Origin of the sequence: Skermanella mucosa (genome assembly GCF_016765655.2) — a bacterium.
Lineage (GTDB): Bacteria > Pseudomonadota > Alphaproteobacteria > Azospirillales > Azospirillaceae > Skermanella > Skermanella mucosa.
In genome coordinates this window covers 231,511-248,271 of sequence record NZ_CP086109.1, presented here as the reverse complement: position 1 = coordinate 248,271, position 16,761 = coordinate 231,511, and the positions used below count along the sequence as shown (strand labels likewise).

The 16,761-nt window shown below is 68.4% G+C and carries 14 protein-coding genes; 7 read left to right on the top strand and 7 right to left on the bottom strand.

Annotated elements, in window-relative coordinates:
* The first annotated feature begins 20 nt into the window (after nucleotides 1-20).
* Nucleotides 21-806 carry an SDR family NAD(P)-dependent oxidoreductase gene (locus tag JL100_RS36010; RefSeq protein ID WP_202685292.1) on the top strand — a complete coding sequence of 262 codons (786 nt, stop codon included), beginning with the start codon at nucleotides 21-23 and terminating at the stop codon, nucleotides 804-806.
* Nucleotides 807-992: 186 nt separating this feature from the next.
* Here the strand turns inward: JL100_RS36010 and JL100_RS36005 are convergent, their stop codons facing one another.
* From JL100_RS36005 to JL100_RS35990, 4 genes are all read right to left on the bottom strand, one after another.
* Complete coding sequence (locus tag JL100_RS36005; RefSeq protein WP_202685291.1) at nucleotides 993-1,352, bottom strand: YciI family protein; 360 nt, start codon at nucleotides 1,350-1,352, stop codon at nucleotides 993-995.
* 107 nt (nucleotides 1,353-1,459) lie between these two features.
* A complete protein-coding gene (locus JL100_RS36000; RefSeq protein ID WP_202685290.1) occupies nucleotides 1,460-2,251 on the bottom strand; it encodes an ABC transporter permease in 792 nt (263 codons plus the stop codon).
* Nucleotides 2,248-3,087, bottom strand: coding sequence for an ABC transporter permease (locus JL100_RS35995; protein WP_202685289.1), 840 nt, complete (start codon nucleotides 3,085-3,087; stop codon nucleotides 2,248-2,250). Before JL100_RS35995 ends, JL100_RS36000 begins: the two co-directional genes overlap by 4 nt.
* Nucleotides 3,088-3,126: 39 nt before the next feature.
* Nucleotides 3,127-4,176, bottom strand: a complete 1,050-nt coding sequence (locus JL100_RS35990; RefSeq protein WP_202685288.1) for an extracellular solute-binding protein — start codon at nucleotides 4,174-4,176, stop codon at nucleotides 3,127-3,129.
* 101 nt (nucleotides 4,177-4,277) lie between these two features.
* On the opposite strand from JL100_RS35990, the gene JL100_RS35985 reads away from it, so the two are divergent.
* Together JL100_RS35985 and JL100_RS35980 are read left to right on the top strand one after the other, a co-directional pair.
* Nucleotides 4,278-5,600 (top strand): aspartate aminotransferase family protein, encoded by a 1,323-nt coding sequence (locus tag JL100_RS35985; RefSeq protein ID WP_202685287.1) that lies wholly within the window; start codon nucleotides 4,278-4,280, stop codon nucleotides 5,598-5,600.
* Between the two features lie 702 nt (nucleotides 5,601-6,302).
* Nucleotides 6,303-6,824 (top strand): hypothetical protein, encoded by a 522-nt coding sequence (locus JL100_RS35980; RefSeq protein WP_202685286.1) that lies wholly within the window; start codon nucleotides 6,303-6,305, stop codon nucleotides 6,822-6,824.
* A gap of 234 nt (nucleotides 6,825-7,058) precedes the next feature.
* Here the strand turns inward: JL100_RS35980 and JL100_RS35975 are convergent, their stop codons facing one another.
* The 3 genes from JL100_RS35975 to JL100_RS35965 form a co-directional block, all read right to left on the bottom strand.
* Complete coding sequence (locus JL100_RS35975) at nucleotides 7,059-8,111, bottom strand: ABC transporter ATP-binding protein (RefSeq protein WP_202685285.1); 1,053 nt, start codon at nucleotides 8,109-8,111, stop codon at nucleotides 7,059-7,061.
* A complete protein-coding gene (locus JL100_RS35970; RefSeq protein WP_202685284.1) occupies nucleotides 8,108-9,046 on the bottom strand; it encodes an aminotransferase class IV in 939 nt (312 codons plus the stop codon). Before JL100_RS35970 ends, JL100_RS35975 begins: the two co-directional genes overlap by 4 nt.
* 61 nt (nucleotides 9,047-9,107) lie before the next feature.
* Nucleotides 9,108-9,848 carry a FadR/GntR family transcriptional regulator gene (locus tag JL100_RS35965; protein ID WP_202685283.1) on the bottom strand — a complete coding sequence of 247 codons (741 nt, stop codon included), beginning with the start codon at nucleotides 9,846-9,848 and terminating at the stop codon, nucleotides 9,108-9,110.
* Between the two features lie 198 nt (nucleotides 9,849-10,046).
* Between JL100_RS35965 and JL100_RS35960 the strand changes: the two genes are divergently transcribed.
* The 4 genes from JL100_RS35960 (at nucleotide 10,047) to JL100_RS35945 (ending at nucleotide 16,605) form a co-directional block, all read left to right on the top strand.
* On the top strand, nucleotides 10,047-11,138 hold the full coding sequence (locus JL100_RS35960; RefSeq protein ID WP_202685282.1) for an Ldh family oxidoreductase: 1,092 nt from the start codon (nucleotides 10,047-10,049) through the stop codon (nucleotides 11,136-11,138).
* Between the two features lie 51 nt (nucleotides 11,139-11,189).
* Nucleotides 11,190-12,152, top strand: coding sequence for a TAXI family TRAP transporter solute-binding subunit (locus tag JL100_RS35955; protein ID WP_202685281.1), 963 nt, complete (start codon nucleotides 11,190-11,192; stop codon nucleotides 12,150-12,152).
* Between the two features lie 96 nt (nucleotides 12,153-12,248).
* The gene (locus JL100_RS35950; RefSeq protein ID WP_202685280.1) at nucleotides 12,249-14,132 is read left to right on the top strand and encodes a TRAP transporter permease; all 1,884 of its coding nucleotides are present in this window, start codon (nucleotides 12,249-12,251) and stop codon (nucleotides 14,130-14,132) included.
* Nucleotides 14,133-14,238: 106 nt separating this feature from the next.
* Nucleotides 14,239-16,605: a FecR domain-containing protein gene (locus tag JL100_RS35945; RefSeq protein ID WP_202685279.1), complete on the top strand. Its 2,367-nt coding sequence runs from the start codon at nucleotides 14,239-14,241 to the stop codon at nucleotides 16,603-16,605.
* The last annotated feature ends 156 nt before the right edge of the window (nucleotides 16,606-16,761 follow it).

Genomic DNA, 16,761 nt, shown 5'->3' with positions numbered 1-16,761 from the left:
GTGGGAGGGAAGGAAAATCCATGCGGTTCACGGATCGGGTCGCCCTGGTAACCGGGGCGGGCAGCGGCATCGGGCGCGCGACGGCGTGGCGCCTCGCGGCCGAGGGGGCGGCGGTCGCCCTGATCGACCGCGACGAGGAAGGCTTGCGCGGGACCGCGGGCGCGCTGCCGGACGGCGCGCGGTCCGGCATCTTCGCGGTGGACGTCGCCGACGAGGCGGCGGTGGAGGCCTGCGTCGCCGACGTCCTGGCGCGGTACGGCCGCATCGACGTGCTGTGCAACAATGCCGGCATCCTGGGCGGCAGCACGGCTATCGCGACCGAGCAGGACCTGGGCGAGTGGCAGCGGGTCATGGCGGTCAACCTGTTCGGCGCGGTCAACTTCACCAAATACGCCTCGCGTCCCATGCAGGCCGCCGGCCGCGGCGCCATCGTCAACACCGCGTCGGTCGCGGGGATAAGGTCGGGTGCGGGGGGAAACGCCTACAGCGCCTCCAAGGCGGGGCTGATCAACTTCACCCAGACATCCGCCTGCGACCTTGGCCAGTGGAACATCCGGGTCAATGCCGTCTGCCCCGGCCTGATCGAGACCGGCATGACCCAGGGGATCTTCGACCATGCCCGTACCGTCGGCAAGGGCGACCGGCTCGGCGCCCGCTGCGAGCTGCGGCGCTACGGCAGGCCGGAGGAAGTGGCCGCCGTCATCGCCTTCCTCGCCAGCGACGACGCCAGCTACGTCACCGGGCAGGCGCTGCCGGTGGACGGCGGCAACACCGCGTCGCTCAACCTGCCCGGCATGAAGATGTAGGAGGGGTGGCCACCTATCGGCTCGGCACAGTGGTTTCGATCGATTCATCGTAGGTCGGCCTCGGCCGAAGGCCGACGCCGACAGCGTGGCCGGAGCGTCGACGCAGGGTGTCGGCGTTCGCCCTGACGGGCGAAGGCCGACCTACCGCACTCCGCCGAACGTCATCAAAAACACTGTGCAGGACCACTATTGGAAATCGGCCATCTCGTAAAGCGGGCGGATCTCGATCTCGCTCGGGCCGGGCATCGGGTTGGGGCAACGCTTCACCCACTCGACCGCCTCGGCCATGTCCTTGACCTCCCACAGCCAGAAGCCGGCGACCAGCTCGCGGGTCGCGGCGAAGGGACCGTCGATGACGGTGCGGCCGGCGCCGTCGAAGGCCACGCGCTTGCCCTGCGACGACGGCTTCAGGCCCTCGCCGGCCCGCATGATCCCGGCCTTGGTCAGCTCCTCGTTGAACCTGCCCATGGCCTCCATCAGCTCGGCCGAGGGCAGGATGCCCGCCTCGCTGTCCTCGGTCGCCTTCACCAGAACCATCACGCGCATCGTCTTGCTTCCCCTTCGCTGATCGAGGCCGCGCCGGCCTCCCTGTCCAGATGACGAACCAGCCTGGCACGGGCCGACACGCCGCCGGGACTTTTTTCACGCGAGCGTCACCGGGGCCCGAGCAGGCCGGCCCGGCGCATCAACAGGGCGAAGACGACGAACAGGCAGACGCTGAAGGCGATCAGCAGGGTCGCGATGGCGGTGATGGTCGGGTTGATCTGCAATACCAGCTCGTTGAACATCTTTTTCGGGACCGTCTGGTAGGCGCCGGCCACGAACAGGGTGACGATCACCTCGTCGAAGCTGGTGATGAAGGCGAAGATCCAGGCGGCGAAGGCGCTCGGCATCAGGTTGGGCAGCAGCACCCGGCGGAACATGGTGAACCAGGACGCGCCCAGGCTGAAGGCCACCTGCTCGATCCGCACGTCGAACGACCGGATCGCCACCGACATGATCAGCACCACGTAGGGCACGCCCAGCAGCATGTGGCCGATCACCAGCCCGGGCAGCGTGCCGAGCAGGCCGACCCAGGCGAACACGATGTAGAGCGCCACCGCCGTGATCACCGGCGGCACGATCATCGGTGCCATGAAGTTGGCGTCGATCAGCCGGCGCCCGGCGAAGGTCCCGCGCACCAGCCCGTAGGCCGCGACGCTGCCCAGCGCCAGCGCCAGCAGGCTCGACAGGAGGGCCACCAGCAGCGACACGCGCATCGCCTCCATCCAGCGCGGGTCCTGGAAGAAGGACTGGTACCAGCGCAGCGAGAACTCGGTCGGCGGGAATGTCAGCGAGCTGGCCGCCGAGAACGACATCGGCACCACGATGGCGATCGGCAGGAACAGGAACAGCAGCACCAGCACGCCGTAGATCATCAGGGGCAGGTCGCCGAGCCGCCTCATCGCAGGGTGCCCTCCGACGCTTCGGACAGGCGCCGGTAAAGCGCGAAGAACAGCAGGGTGACCACCAGCAGCACGGTGGAGATCGCGGCCGCCAGCTCCCACCGGGGCATCCGGTTGATCAGCGTCTCCAGCATGTTGGCGATCATCGGCACCCGCCCGCCGCCCAGGATGGCCGGGGTCACGAAAAAGCCCAGCGTCAGGATGAAGACCAGCACGGCCCCCGCCCCGAAGGACGGGATGGTGAGCGGGAAGAACACCCGCCGGAAGATCGTCCGGGGCGGCGCCCCCAGCGAGGCCGCCGCGTCCAGCAGCCGGTCGTCGATCTTCAGCATGGCGGCGAACAGCGGCAGCACCAGGAAGGGCAGCAGGATGTTCGCCGTGCCGATCACCACGCCCAGCTCGGCATAGAGGAACGGCAGCGGATCGATGATCAGGCCCAGCCCCATCAGGGTCCTGTTCACCACGCCGTCGTTCCCCAGCACGACGATCCAGGCATATGTCCGCACCAGGATGCTGACCCAGAAGGGCAGCACCACCAGCGAGACCGCGACGAGCTGCCAGCCCGGACGCAGGCCGCGCATCCAGTAGGCCAGCGGATAGCCCAGCACCATGCAGGCGAGCGTGGAGATCACCGCGATCTTGAAGGTGTTCGCCAGCACCCGCAGATAGACCGGCGCCTCGACCAGCCGCTGGTAGTGCTCAAGGCTGAACTCCAGTCCCGAAACGCTGCGCCCGAGCATCAGGAGGATCGGCAGGTTGAACGCCAGCAGCATGGCGAGGAAGAGCGGCATGACATAGGCCGCTCCGGGCGGCGGGCGCCATCTTGCGGTAGACATCTTACTCTCGAGTCCCTGGCCTCGTCCTTCTCCGGTGCGTCACAGGCCCAGCTTGAATTCCTGCCAGCGCTCCTCGACCAGGTCGGCGTTCTCGAACCACCATTTCGGCTCGGGCAGGATCTGCACCTCCTTGTTGGCCTGGGTGGTCGGGAACTCGTTCAGCCTGTCCTGGGGCAGCAGCGGCTCCAGGTCCGGGCTGTTGCCGGTGTAGGAGATGACCTTGGCGGCGGCGGCCTGGTTCTGCGGCACCGTCATCTCGTGCATGATCTTGAAGGCGGCGGCCTTCTGCTCCGCGCTGGCGCCCCGGGGAACGGTGAAGAAGGCGAGGTCGAGCAGGGCGTTCTTGAAGGTGTAGCCGATCCCTTCCTGCCCGGCGACCCGGCCGGACCAGGCGACCGCGTACTGGACCTCGTTGTCCTTCAGCAGCTGGGGCGGCTGCGCTCCGGCGTCCCACCAGACCGAGACATGGCCCTTGATCTTCTCCAGGCTCTCGAAGGCGCGGTCCAGGTCGAGCGGGTAGAGGTCTTCCGGCTTGACGCCGTCGGCCAGCAGCGCGATGGGCAGGGTGTATGTGGGATAATTGGGCAGCGCGCGCTTGCCGGGGAAGTTCTCCACGTCCCAGAACTCGGCCCAGCTCGATACCGGCTTGGCGTCGGCCCGCCAGGCCATCAGCGTCGAGTAGTACTGGTAGCCGATCGCCTTCTCCTGCCGCGCCTCGTCGAAGATCGGCATGGGATCGATCGCCTGCCAGTCCAGCGGCTCCAGCAGGTCCAGCGCCTTGGCCTGCTCGACCGCGAGGCTGTCCAGCTCGACGATGGCGTTGGTGATGACGCCGGTCTCCACCATGCCCCGAAGCTTGCCGAGCGACCACGGGCTTTCCCGGACGACCTTGATGCCGGTCTTCTCCGTGAAAGGCTTCAGGTACCCCTCCTCGATCGACTCGCCGGACGCGCCGCCGGCCTCCATCATCCGGATCTCTTTGAGCTGGGCATGCGCCACGGTGCCCAGCGAAGTCGCCGCGACGAGCGATCCGGCGAAAAGGGCTGCCCTGGCAATGATCGTTGCTGGATTCTTCGCTGGATTTATCATTGTCCGCTCCCTGTCATTCAATTCTCGAAGGATTGCACCAAAGCGACGGACGTGCAACGAATTGAAACGACAAGAAAACCAGCCGGACGGGGGAAAGTATTATGGCCGGATTATCACTTCGGAACATTTCGCTTGATGCGGCACTACATGACGCGACTGCCCGCTTCATCGAGAGTAACCCGATCAGCCAGCGGCGGTACGAGACGGCGTGCCGGACGCTGCCCGGCGGCAATACCCGGACCGTCCTGTTCCATCCGCCCTTTCCCGTGACCATCGAGCGGGGCGAGGGCGCCCGGCTGTGGGATGCCGACGGACACTGCTATCTCGACTTCCTGGGCGAATACACGGCGGGCCTCTACGGGCATTCCAATCCGGTGATCCGGCAGGCGGTGGTCGAGGCGCTGGACAGCGGCATCGTGCTGGGCGGGCCGAACCGCTACGAGGTCGAGCTGGCCGGCCTGATCTGCGGGCGCTTCCCCTCGGTCGACCTGGTGCGGTTCTGCAATTCGGGCACCGAGGCCAACCTGATGGCGCTGATGACCGCGCGGGCCGCGACCGGCCGGTCCCGCGCGATGGTGTTCGAAGGCGCCTACCATGGCGGCGTGCTGACCTTCGGCAAGAAGCGCTCGCCGATCAACCTGCCGATCCCGACGGTCACGGCGCCCTACAACGATCCCCAGGCCGCCGTCGAGCTGGTGGAACGCCATGCGGGCGACCTGGCCGCCATCATCGTCGAGCCCATGATGGGCGCCGGCGGCTGCATCGCCGGCACCCCGGAATTCCTCCAGGCGCTGCGCGACGCGGCGACCCGGCACGGCGTCGTGCTGATCTTCGACGAGGTGATGACCTCGCGCCTGTCGCCGGGCGGATTGCAGTCGAAACTGGGGATCGTCCCGGACATGACCTCCTTCGGGAAGTACCTGGGCGGCGGGCTGACCTTCGGCGCGTTCGGCGGCCGCGCCGACCTGATGGCGCACTACGACCCGCGCCGGCCCGATGCCTGGGCCCATGCGGGAACCTTCAACAACAACGTCCTGACCATGGCTGCCGGCGTCGCCGGGCTGACGAAGCTCTACACGCCGGAGGCCGCCGACCGCCTGAACGGACGGGGCGACGCGCTGCGCCGCCGGCTGAACGAGGCGGGCGAGCGGGCGGGCGTGCCGGTCCTGGCGACCGGCGTGGGCTCGATCCTGGGCATCCATTTCCAGACCCGCCCCATCCACCGGCCGGCCGACGCCGAGGAGACGCCGGAGGCCGCGCGCGCGCTGCTCCACCTGGAGATGATGGCCAAGGGCTTCTATTTCGCCCACCGCGGTTTCCTGAGCCTGTCCCTGCCCCTGACCGACGCCGACCACGACGGCTTCGTCGATTCGTTCGAGGCTTTCCTGGCGGAGAACGGGCAGGTCCTCGGCTCTCCGGGCTGATTCGGTTCGCCCGGCAGGTCGGTGTTCGCGGGCCGATTTCGGAAGTGGCCGATCAGGTCGATCCGGCCCGGGCAGCCGGGCCAAGGCATCGCGATGCCATTGCCGCGCTCACCTCCGCCTCGGGCGCGGCGAATGCCCAATCCGTCGCGCAGGACTACGCTTTCTGCCTCGTCACGACTTCGACCGTTTCCATCAGTGCTGCCGTTGCTTCCGGAGAAGGCGCCGGTGACCACCGCCAGGGGTTTCGCCGTTGGTCGGCCATGAGGGTCCAGCCCTTGCCTGGTCCAGTGGCAACTGCGATCTCGACCGCGGACGGGCCGGTCTCCGTCTATCGCCCGGGATGATCAAGACACCTTCCGTTTGACATGCCAAGCGAACCGGCTGGCCGGATCTTGGACAGGCGCTCCGGCTGGGCGATCGCCATGGCGGCGGCGCGCTCATTCGATTCGGCGACCATTTTCCAGCAGATCAACCTGACCAAAGCCTTTATGCGGATAGCGCGCCAAATCCATTGGAGCTGACTATTGATCATATAACTGGATTGTAATAGTAGATATCGCAATGTTAAACCGAAGTAATACTTGCCATACAAGAGTATTCGAAACAGAAAAATCGATCGTTACGCTGTTTTTGGCTTAAGTTTTAGATCAATAGTGTTATGTTGATCTTGTCGATCAATCGCACTTCCTGTGGAGTAATTTCATGCGTAAGGCTCTTCTGATTGCCGGTGCAGCCATTGCCGCGCTTACCGCCGCCTCGGGCGCGGCGAATGCCCAGACCGTCGCGCAGGACTACGCTTTCTGCCTCAACTCGAATTCGACCGTCTCCGCCAGTGCGACCGTCGCGTCCGAGGTGGGCGTGGTGATCACCGCCATCGGCAACACCCTGACCAACACCAGCGGGACGGTCGTCGTCGCCGCGAACAATTTCTACGGGAAGGGCGCCGGTACGGAGTGGACTTCCGGCATGGGCACCTTCACGCTGACCGTCCCGACCAACGGCGGCAACTGCTTCAACATCTCCACCATGAACAAGACCACAACCCCGAACGGCGGCACGCAGTGGACCTGCGCCCAGACCTTCGGCTCCCAGACCGGCTTCGGCCTGAACATCGACGGCTTCATCATGGCCCAGACCGGCGTCACCGAAGTCGCCTCGGTGGCCGTGCTGGGCCAGGTTTCGTCCGTCCTCTCCCCCGCGGCGGTCGTGAACTGCCCGTACTGATCGACGGACAGACGACATCTCCTGCGCGTCCGCAAAGACGGCCGGCCGCATCCGAAAGGGTGCGGCCGGCCGTTTTTCACTTTTTTACATGAAGCGAATTTGAAAGGTTCCGGAGTGAATTCAGCGGCGTCCCGCGATTAGCACGGAGGTCATCACCGCGCCGCGGCTACCTCCCACCGCTTTCCGGTTCCCATGTCGGACTCGACTGCGGGCGAGCGGGCGGGCCTCCTCCCCTCACCCCGGGATGATCCAGACATCCTCCGGCTGCCAGTTCAGGCGGACCGGCTGGCCGGGGCCGAAGCGGCCGCCCCGGTCCAGGGACAGGACTACCGCGCCCTGGCCGTCGGGGCGGCGGAGATGATAACGGATGGATTGGCCGAGATAGACCATGTCCTCGATGACCGCGGGAACGCCGTCCCGGCCGCCCTCCTCCGAGTCGTCGAGCTGGATGCGCTCCGGCCGGACGATCGCCACGACGGCGGCGCCGGCCGGCAGGTCCGAGGACGGCGCCGCCAGGCGGGAGCCGTCGGCCAGCGCCAGCGTCCCGCCCTGTTCCAGGCGCCCCTCGAACAGGTTGGCGGTCCCCAGGAACTCGGCGACGAAGCGGGTCCGCGGCTTCAAGTAGGCGTCCTGCGGGGTAGCGATCTGCTGCACCCTGCCCTCGCTCAGCACGACGATCCGGTCGGAGAGGGACAGCGCCTCCTCCTGGTCGTGGGTCACCAGGATCGTGGTGATGCCGAGCGTGCGCTGGAGGTGCCGCAGCTCGACCTGCACCTCCTCGCGGAGCTTGCGGTCCAGCGCGCCGAGCGGTTCGTCGAGCAGCAGGATGTCCGGCTGGAACACGATCGCCCGGGCCAACGCCACCCGCTGCTGCTGCCCGCCGGAAAGCTGCTGCGGCTTGCGCTTCTGGAACCCGTCCAGCCGGACGACGGCGAGCGCCCGGTCCACGCGGGTGCGGATGTCCGCCTTCGACACGTTGCGCACCGTCAGCGGGAACGCGACGTTGTCGAAGACCGTCATATGCGGGAACAGGGCGTAGCTCTGGAACACCAGCCCGACGTTCCGCTCCGCCGCCTTCATCCAGGTCACGTCGCGCCCGCCCAGCCAGATGCTGCCGCGGGTCGGGTGGTTGAGGCCGGCGATCATGCTGAGGACCGTGGTCTTGCCCGACCCGCTCGGCCCCAGGATGGTGACGAATTCCCCCTGCCGCACCTCCAGGTCGATGCCGTCGACGGCGCGGAAAGGCCCGTAATGCTTCGAGACCTCGTTCAGCGTTATCGACGTCATCGGCCAACGGCTGCCGTATCGAGGTGGCGCAGATACTGGGCCACGAAGTCGAACCCGGCGTGGCGGACATAGGCGTCGGTCAGCCGTCTGGTCATCGGGCCGGGGACGGCCCCGACCGGGTTGCCGTTGACGCTGCGCACCGGGCAGATGCACAGGCTGGTGGAGGTGATGAAGATCTCGTCCGCGGTCGCCGCGTCGTACAGGTCCAGGTCGGCCTCGACCAGCGGTATGCCCTCGGCCTCGGCCAGGTCCATGACGACGCGCCGGCTGATGCCGGGCAGGACATAGCGCTCCTGCGGGGTGTGGAGGCGCCCGTCGCGGACCAGGAAGATGTTGCTGCCCGTTCCCTCCGCCAGGTTGCCGTTCACGTCGAGCAGCACGGCCCAGGCGTCGGGATCGACCGCGTGGGCCTCCATGTCGCCCATGACCAGGTTCAGGTAGTTGTGGGTCTTGGCGCGGGGGCTGAAAGCCTCGGGCGGGGTCCGGCGGACGGCGGGGACGACCACGTCCATGCCGTCGCGGTAGAGCCGGGCCCGCTTCTTCAGCGGAATCGGCATGCATTCGACGATCACGGTCGGGCCGCTGTGCTCCCACCCCTCGTCGCCGGCGGCGTCGGTGCCGCGCGAGACGCGCTGGCTGATCCAGTAGTCGCTGTTCTCGTCCAGCAGATGGACGTTGCGCGCCAGCACCTCCTCGCTGATCGACAGCATCTCGTCCGGCGTCAGGCCGGGATCGATCCGAAGGTATTTGAGCGAGCGGTAGAGCCGGTCGACATGCTGACGGAGGCGGAACGGCCGGCCCCCGAAGGTACGGGTGCTGTCGAACACCGCGTCGCCGCGCAGGAAGCTGCGGTCGCGGAACGGTACGACCACTTCGCGCTCGGGAACGATCCGCCCGTTGAAATAGGCCACGCGCTGGTTGGCAAGCACTGCCATCGCCGTCTCCCTCCGGTTTCATTCGCATTCGACCCATTGAACCACCAATGGGGCCGGAAGGCTACTGACCCTCGAACACCCGGTGGCGCGCATTGTCCACATGGGTGCGCATGGCCTGCCGGGCGCCTTCGGCGTCGCGGGCGCGGATCGCCTCGAAGATGGCGATGTGCTCGGCCTGGACCTGGTGCAGGCGTTCGATCGGGCGGGCCAGCGACAGGCTGCGGGCGAGGTTCATGGCGAACCCGACATGGGTCAGGATGGATTGCAGGGTCGCCTCGAAGAAGTGGTTCCGCGCGGCCCGGGCGATCGAGAGGTGGAAATCCAGGTCCGCCTCCACGCCCAGGCTGCCCGAGGCGATGACCGCGTCCAGCGCCTTCAAGGCCGCGCCGATGTCGGCCAGGGTGTCCTGGTCGTGGCGGGCGGCGGCGAAGGCGGCGGCCTCGCCCTCGATGACGACTCGGAACTCGAAGCAGCGCTGGATGTCGGCGATGCTGCCGACCGGGGCCATGCGCAGCACGTCCCGGTCGGGCCGGCGCCTGACGAAGCTTCCCGCCCCCTGGCGTGACACGATCACGCCGTCGTCGCGCAGCCGCGCCAGCGCCTCGCGCACGATCGGGCGGGAGACCGCGAAGCGGGCCGAGAGGTCCGCCTCCGCAGGCAGCCTCGCGTCGATCGCGAACTCCCCGTTGACGATCAGGCCCAGGACCTGTTCGTAGATCCTGTCGCTCAGCTTGGTCTGCCGGGCCTGGGTCTGCCGGGCCTGGACGGGCGCGGCCGGACCGTCGCCGGGGGCTGCGCTCATGGGCAGGTATCCCTGTGGACGTTGGGCGTGGGCATGGTGCCGCGGAGTTTACAAGTCAGGGCGCCTGCCTGACAACCGAACCGGTTGTTTACAAGTGTGATTTCCCTGGGTTACGGTTCGGCGACCCATCGCCTGATCCGGAGCCCGCCGCATGACAAGGCCCGCCCAGAAGCTTCAAGCAGGAAGGCCGGAGGTCCAGTGACCGGAACGAACACGGTCAGGATTCCCGAGAATGCCGTCGCAGCCCAGCTCGCCGCGATCTTCGCCGCCTGGGGCATGGCGGCCGACGTGATCGAGCCGACCGTCCGGGTCATGGTCGAAGCCGACCTGCGCGGCATCGACAGCCACGGCGTCACCATGATGGACGTCTACGACACGCTGCGCCGGGACGGCAGGCTGAACCTGCGGCCGGACATCCGGGTCGTCCGCGAGACGCCGGTCACCGCCGTGGTGGACGGCGGCGGCGGGCTCGGGCACGCGCCCTCGGTCCTGGCCATGGAAATGGCGATCGCCAAGGGCAGGTCTGCCGGACTGGCGGCGGTGACGGTGCGCAATTCCAACCATTACGGCGCCGCCGGTATCTACGCGTCGATGGCCGCCGAGGCCGGGCTGATCGGCATCTCCACCAGCGCGGTCCACAAGGCGGCGATCGTCCCGACCTTCGGCACGCGCGCCATGTTCGGCACCAACCCGCTGGCCTTCGCGGCGCCAGCCTCGGCGAACCGGCCGTTCGTCCTGGACATGGCGACCTCGACCGCCGCGATCGGCAAGCTGCGGCTGGCCGCCATGGCGGGCAAGCCGGTGCCGGAGGGCTGGGCGCTCGACGAGGCGGGCCGCCCGGTGACCGATCCCCGGGAAGCGCTGGCTCACCGGCTGATGACGCCGCTGGGCGGCACGCGGGAGATGGGCGGGCACAAGGGCTACGGCCTCGCCGCGATGGTCGAGATCCTGTCCAGCGTGCTGTCCGGCGGCAGCATCGCGGCGCTGCGGGGCGAGGCGCCGGGCGCCTACGGCGTCGGCCATTTCTTCATGACCATCGATCCCAAGGCCTTCAGGGACGAGGGCGAGTTCGAAACCGACCTGGACGGGCTGATCGACGCGCTGCACGGCTGTCCGCGCGCCGACCCCGGACAGCCGGTCCTGGTCCACGGCGACCCGGAGGCGGACAGCAGGGCCGACCGCCGGGCCAACGGCATCCCGCTCCATCCGGACCAGGTCGGCCTGCTGCGCCGGCTGGCCCGGGACGGCGGAGCCGCCTTCCTGCTGGAAGCGGAGGAGGAGGGAGCCTAGGACCCTCGAAACACCGAACGAACAAGAAAACCCGAAACGGAGGAAACGGACATGACCAGCAAGAACAGCACCTTCAAGCGCGCCGTCCTCGGCACCGCCGTGGCGCTCGGGACCGGCCTCGCGGCCGGCGGGGCCGGGGCGGAGACGTTCCGCCTGATGACCGGCCCGCAGGGCGGGTCGTGGTACCCGCTGGGCGGCGCCATCCAGAACATCATCCAGAAGGCAGTGCCGGGCAGTTCGGTCCAGGTGCAGCCCGGCGCCGGCATCATCAACGCCATCGGCGTCGAGAACGGCAAGGCGGAGCTGGGCTTCGGCAACTCGGTCTCCACCGTGGACGCGGTCCACGGGCGCGACCCGTTCAAGGCCAAGGCGGAGAACCTGTGCCAGATCGCCAGCCTGTATTTCCAGTATTTCCAGGTCGTCGCCCCGAAGAACATGGGCATCGACAGCGTGGACGACCTGAAGGGCAAGGCCATCGCCGTTCAGCCGCGCGGCAATACGGCCGAGCAGATGTCGCGCGACCTGTTGGAGACCTACGGCCTTTCCTATGACGACATGAGCAAGGTGAACTTCGTCTCCTACACCGACGCGGTCTCGCTGATGCAGGACGGGCATATCCAGGGCTTCACCCTGATCACGACCATCCCCGCCTCCTCCATCATGGACCTCGCCACCTCGCGCGACATCTCGGTGCTGAACGTCCCCGACGAGAGCCTGGAGAAGCTGCGCTCCAAGAACGAGGGGTACGACAAGCGAACGATCGCGGCCGGCACCTATCCGAAGCAGGAGGACGACGTGCAGACCTTCGGCACCTGGACCCACCTGTTCGGCTCCTGCAAGATGCCGGAGCAGACCGCCTACTCCATCACCAAGGCGCTGGCCGAGAACCTGGACAACCTGTCCGGCGTCGTGTCGGCCCTGAAGGGGCTGGACGTGAAGCAGATGGCGACCGACGTGGGCGTGCCGTTCCACCCCGGCGCGGAGAAGTACTATCGGGAACAGAACGCCCTGTGACGACGGTTTCCTGAGCCCTTCATCCGAAGCCGCCGCTTCCCCGCCCCCGGGGGAGCGGCGGCCCAGTTTCCCGTGCCCTGCGGAACCGGTGCCATCATGAGCAGCGCCCAGCGTATTTTCGGCTATCTGGTGACCGCCATCGCGGTCGCCATGAGTACCTATCACCTCTACGTGGCCTTCACGGGAACGCCCGAGGTCTTCACGTTCCGCGGGACGCACCTAGCCTTCGCCCTGGTGCTGGTCTACCTGCTCCATCCGGTCGGGCTGCTTCCGGGAAGGAGGAAGGCGGCGGGCGACCTGCCGGGCGTCGCCGAGCTGGTCCTGGTCGCCGCCTCGCTCGCCGCGATCGGCTATCTTCTCGGCAACCTCGACTATGTGCTGACCCGCTACGCCTATGTCGAGGACCTGACCACCGGCGACATGGTGTTCGGCACCCTGCTGATCCTGCTGGTGATGGAGGCGTCGCGGCGCGTCGTCGGGTGGGCGCTGCCGGTCACCGCCGCCTTGTTCGCCGCCTACGCCCTGTTCGGCGCCGGCATCGCGCCGCAGCTGCTGGTCGACCAGATGTACCTGACGACCGAGGGCATCTTCGGCATCCCGCTCGGCGTGTCGGCCACTTACGTGATCCTGTTCATCATCTTCGGCGCCATGATGGAGCGGACCGGGGCCGGCAAGCTGTTCATGGACTTCGCCCTGGCCCTGACCGGCCACACGCCGGGCGGCCCGGCCAAGGTGTCCGTCATCACCAGCGGGATGTTCGGCACGATCTCCGGCAGCGCCGTCGCCAACGTCATGACGACCGGCACCTTCACGATCCCGCTGATGAAGGGCATCGGCTACCGCCCGGCCTTCGCCGGCGCGGTCGAGGCGGTGGCCTCCACCGGCGGCCAGATCATGCCGCCGATCATGGGCGCCGCCGCCTTCGTCATGGCGGAGTTCCTGGGGGTCGGCTACCTGCAGGTCGCGGCCTACGCGCTGATCCCCGCGGTGCTCTACTACCTCGCGGTCTTCGCCGCGGTGCATTTCGAGGCGCGCCGGGTCGGCATGGTCGGCATGCCCAAGGCCGATCTGCCGCGGGTCCGCGAAGTGCTGGTGGAGCGCGGCCACCTATTCCTGCCCATGGTGATCATCGTGGGCGTGCTCATGGCCGGTTTCAGCGCCCCGTACGCCGCCCTGATCGGCATCGTCTCGATCCCGCCGGTCACCCTGATGCGCAGGACCACCCGGCACGAGATGACGGTGGCGGCCCTGATCGACGCCCTGGAGAACGGCGCCCGCAACACCTTGGGCGTGGCGCTGGCCTGCGCCTGCGCCGGCATCGTGATCGGCGTGATCGCCCAGACCGGCCTGGGGCTGACCTTCACCGGCGTCGTGATCGCCGCCGCCCAGAATAGCCTGATCCCGGCCCTGGTGCTGACCATGCTGGCCGGCATCATCCTGGGCATGGGCATGCCGACCACCCCGGCCTACATCGTCCAGGTGGCGCTGCTGGTGCCGTCCCTGGTGACGCTGGGCGTCAGGGTGGAGGCGGCGCACATGTTCGTCTTCTACTTCGCCATCCTGTCCGCCATCACGCCGCCGGTCGCCATGGCGGTCTATGCCGCCAACGGCATCTCCAAGGCGGGCCTGTGGGACAGCGGCTGGGCCGCGGTCAAGCTGGGGCTGACCGGCTTCATCATCCCCTACATGTTCGTCTTCTCGCCGTCCCTGCTGATGATCGGCGAGTGGTACGTGATCCTGTGGTCGGTCGTGACCGCCACCATCGGCGTGGTGGCGCTGGCGGCCTCGCTCCACGGCTTCCTGCTGGCACCCCTGCCGGCGGTGCAGCGGGTCGTGATGTTCCTGGCGGCGCTGGTGCTGATCAAGCCGGGCCTGGTGACGGACGGAATCGGCTTCACCCTGCTGGCGGGCCTAGTCGCCGTGCAGCTGGCGGGACGGCGCGCCGGGGCCTCCCCCACGCCGGTGACGGAGAGCAAATAGGGAAAACCCCGGCTGGCCACCGGGGTATGCCTCTTTTGCGAATGCGACTGTTTCGGCATCCGATGATAACAATAAGGGAATTAACTTAAAGGCGGGCAGGCCTGAGATGGAAGATAGTGACCGCCTCCAGGGTCGCCGCGGTGCGCTCGCCCAGGGCGCCGCTCACTTCATCCTGGCCCTGCTGCTGTCCGCCGCTCCGCTGCCGGCATTCTCCGCCGAGGACGATTTCCTCAGGCACAGGCTCGCCGAGGGGCAGAGCCTGCGCGAGCTGGCCCGCCTGCACCTGGGCGACCCGAACCTGTGGACGGAAATCCTGCGCGCCAGCGGCCTCGCCTCGGTCGCCGACGCGAGGCCCGGCGTGGAGCTGCGCATCCCGGCCACCCAGGTCAGCCGGGCCAACCGGGCGCTGGCCGCCGCCCTGGACCATATCCGCTCCGCGACGGAGGCCGGGGCCAAGGTCTTCGCCGCCGGGGAGATCGAGCAGGCGGTGGACCTGCACGACCAGGCGCTCTCCAGGCGGCAGGCCGGGGAATGGTCGGCCGCCGTCGATCTGGCCGGGCGGGCGGAGAAGGCGGCCGACCAGGCCCTGCAACTGGCCCTGAAGGCGCGCGACGCCGCGGTGGAGGCCCTGCTCAGCGACCGGCAGGGAGAGGTCGAGGGGCGCCGGCCGCGCGACCTGGTCTGGGCCGACCGGCCGCTGAGATCGACGCTGGTCGAGGAGGAGCGCGTCCGCACCCTGTCCCGCTCGACCGCCCAGATCACCTTCCGCGACGAGAGCCGCCTGCGCCTCAACGCCAATTCCGAGGCCGTCATCATCCGGATGCGGGCCGATCCGCTGGAGCGGGCGCAGGAGGCCAAGGTCAACCTGATCGAAGGGGACTTCTACGCCCTGCTGTCGGGCAAGAGCCGGCGCAAGACCTTCGAGCTGGAGATCCCCGACGTGCAGACCCAGATCAACTCGACCAGCTTCTGGGTCGAGCGGGACCGCCAGGGCTCCAAGTTCACCAACTACGACGACGCGACGCTGGAGGTCGCCGCCCGGGGCTCCAGCGTCACGCTGGGCCGCAACGAGGGCACCGTGGTCCCGGCGGGCCAGGCCCCGGCCGAGGCGGTCGCGGTGATGCCGGCGCCCGAGATCATCGCCCCGCGGGACGACGCGACCGTCTTCAACGCCGACGCGGAGCTGGCCTGGGCCGTCGTGCCGGGATCGACCGGCTACTGGCTGGAGGTCGGCCATGACCAGGTGTTCCAGCAGCTGGTGGACAGCCGCTGGGGCCTGCCCGAGCCGCGCCTGGCCCTGCCCGGGCTGGAGGTCGGGTCCTATTATTGGCGAGTGGCGGCGCTGGACAAGTTCGGGCTGCCGGGGGAGCGCAGCGCCGCGCACCGCTTCAACATCCGCACCGACACCACGCCGCCCTACCTCGCGATCAGCGAACCGGCTGATAGCACCATCCTTCAGGAGGCGCCGGTCCTGGTCCGGGGCACGGCGGAACCGGACTCGGCGCTGGCCTTCCGGGGCCAACCATTGGCGGTCGGCCCGGACGGGTCGTTCGAGCTGGCCTTCCAGCCCGCCGAGGGCTCGAACGAGGTCCGCATCGAGGCCACCGACCCCGCCGGCAACCGGACCGAGCGGGCAAGGTCCTTCACCTTCACGCCGGCCGGGACGGCGGCGGTCGCCTACGACGCCGACCTGCCCCGTATCGGGCCGCGCCATTTCGTGACCGGCGGAAGCCCCCTGGTCCTGTCCGGCGCCACCGAGGCGGATGCCAGGATCGGCGTCCGTTCCGCGTCGGGACCCCTGCGCGCCTCGACCTTCAGCGATCCCGCCGGCCGGTTCCGGCTCACGGTCCCCCTGGATCAGGCGGAGGAGGCGCTGACCCTGACCGTGACCACGCCCAACGGCGTCACGACCGACGAGACGTTCCGGGCCACCATCGACCGCGAGGCCCCCCGGATCACCCTGGACGAGCAGCCGCCTGCCGTGACCAACGTCCAGTGGCTCCCGCTCCAGGGCCGCGTCGAGCCCGGCGCCGTCCTGCTGGTGAACGGCCGCCCGGTGCCTGAGCTGGAGGGCCGGTTCAAGGAACAGGTCGAGCTGACGGCCGGCGAGAACCGAATCGAGATGCTGGCGACCGACCGGGTCGGCAATACCGGGATCGAGCGCTGGATCGTCAGCCTGGACCAGGAGCCGCCGGAACTCCTCGACGGCCGCGCCGAGCCGCGCCGGATCGACCGCGGCGGCCGGCTGACCATCGAGGTCAAGGCCCGCGACCGCTCCGGCCTGCGCCAGGCGGCGGCGGTCACCGTGGCGGTCGGCGGCAATTTCTACACCGATTACCTGAGGTTCAACGACTCCTCGCAGAGCTACCGCACCACCCTGACCCTGCCGGCCGACGTGGCGGGGCCGGTCGTCCTGAAGGACGTGCTGCTGGAGGACTATGTCGGCAACGGGCGGCGCTACAGGCTGGATTGAGGGACGTATCGATAGCTTGATTTCCAAGGGTTTCCCGTAGGTCGGCCTTCGCCGCGAGGCGAACGCCGACATCGAGGCGGAGGCGTCGGCAGGTGCTGTCGGCGTTCGCGTCGCGAAGGCCGACCTACGGTATCAGGGTTTCAAAGGGAGACGGGC

Coding starts and splice junctions, on each gene's coding strand:
- JL100_RS36005 (WP_202685291.1), bottom strand. CDS start 1,352: ATGCGCGTGATGGTTCTGGTGAAGGCGACCGAGGACAGCGAGGCGGGC.
- JL100_RS35985 (WP_202685287.1), top strand. CDS start 4,278: ATGGCCGGATTATCACTTCGGAACATTTCGCTTGATGCGGCACTACAT.
- JL100_RS35955 (WP_202685281.1), top strand. CDS start 11,190: ATGACCAGCAAGAACAGCACCTTCAAGCGCGCCGTCCTCGGCACCGCC.
- JL100_RS35975 (WP_202685285.1), bottom strand. CDS start 8,111: ATGACGTCGATAACGCTGAACGAGGTCTCGAAGCATTACGGGCCTTTC.
- JL100_RS35945 (WP_202685279.1), top strand. CDS start 14,239: ATGGAAGATAGTGACCGCCTCCAGGGTCGCCGCGGTGCGCTCGCCCAG.
- JL100_RS35980 (WP_202685286.1), top strand. CDS start 6,303: ATGCGTAAGGCTCTTCTGATTGCCGGTGCAGCCATTGCCGCGCTTACC.
- JL100_RS35990 (WP_202685288.1), bottom strand. CDS start 4,176: ATGATAAATCCAGCGAAGAATCCAGCAACGATCATTGCCAGGGCAGCC.
- JL100_RS35950 (WP_202685280.1), top strand. CDS start 12,249: ATGAGCAGCGCCCAGCGTATTTTCGGCTATCTGGTGACCGCCATCGCG.
- JL100_RS35995 (WP_202685289.1), bottom strand. CDS start 3,087: ATGTCTACCGCAAGATGGCGCCCGCCGCCCGGAGCGGCCTATGTCATG.
- JL100_RS35970 (WP_202685284.1), bottom strand. CDS start 9,046: ATGGCAGTGCTTGCCAACCAGCGCGTGGCCTATTTCAACGGGCGGATC.
- JL100_RS35965 (WP_202685283.1), bottom strand. CDS start 9,848: ATGAGCGCAGCCCCCGGCGACGGTCCGGCCGCGCCCGTCCAGGCCCGG.
- JL100_RS36000 (WP_202685290.1), bottom strand. CDS start 2,251: ATGAGGCGGCTCGGCGACCTGCCCCTGATGATCTACGGCGTGCTGGTG.
- JL100_RS36010 (WP_202685292.1), top strand. CDS start 21: ATGCGGTTCACGGATCGGGTCGCCCTGGTAACCGGGGCGGGCAGCGGC.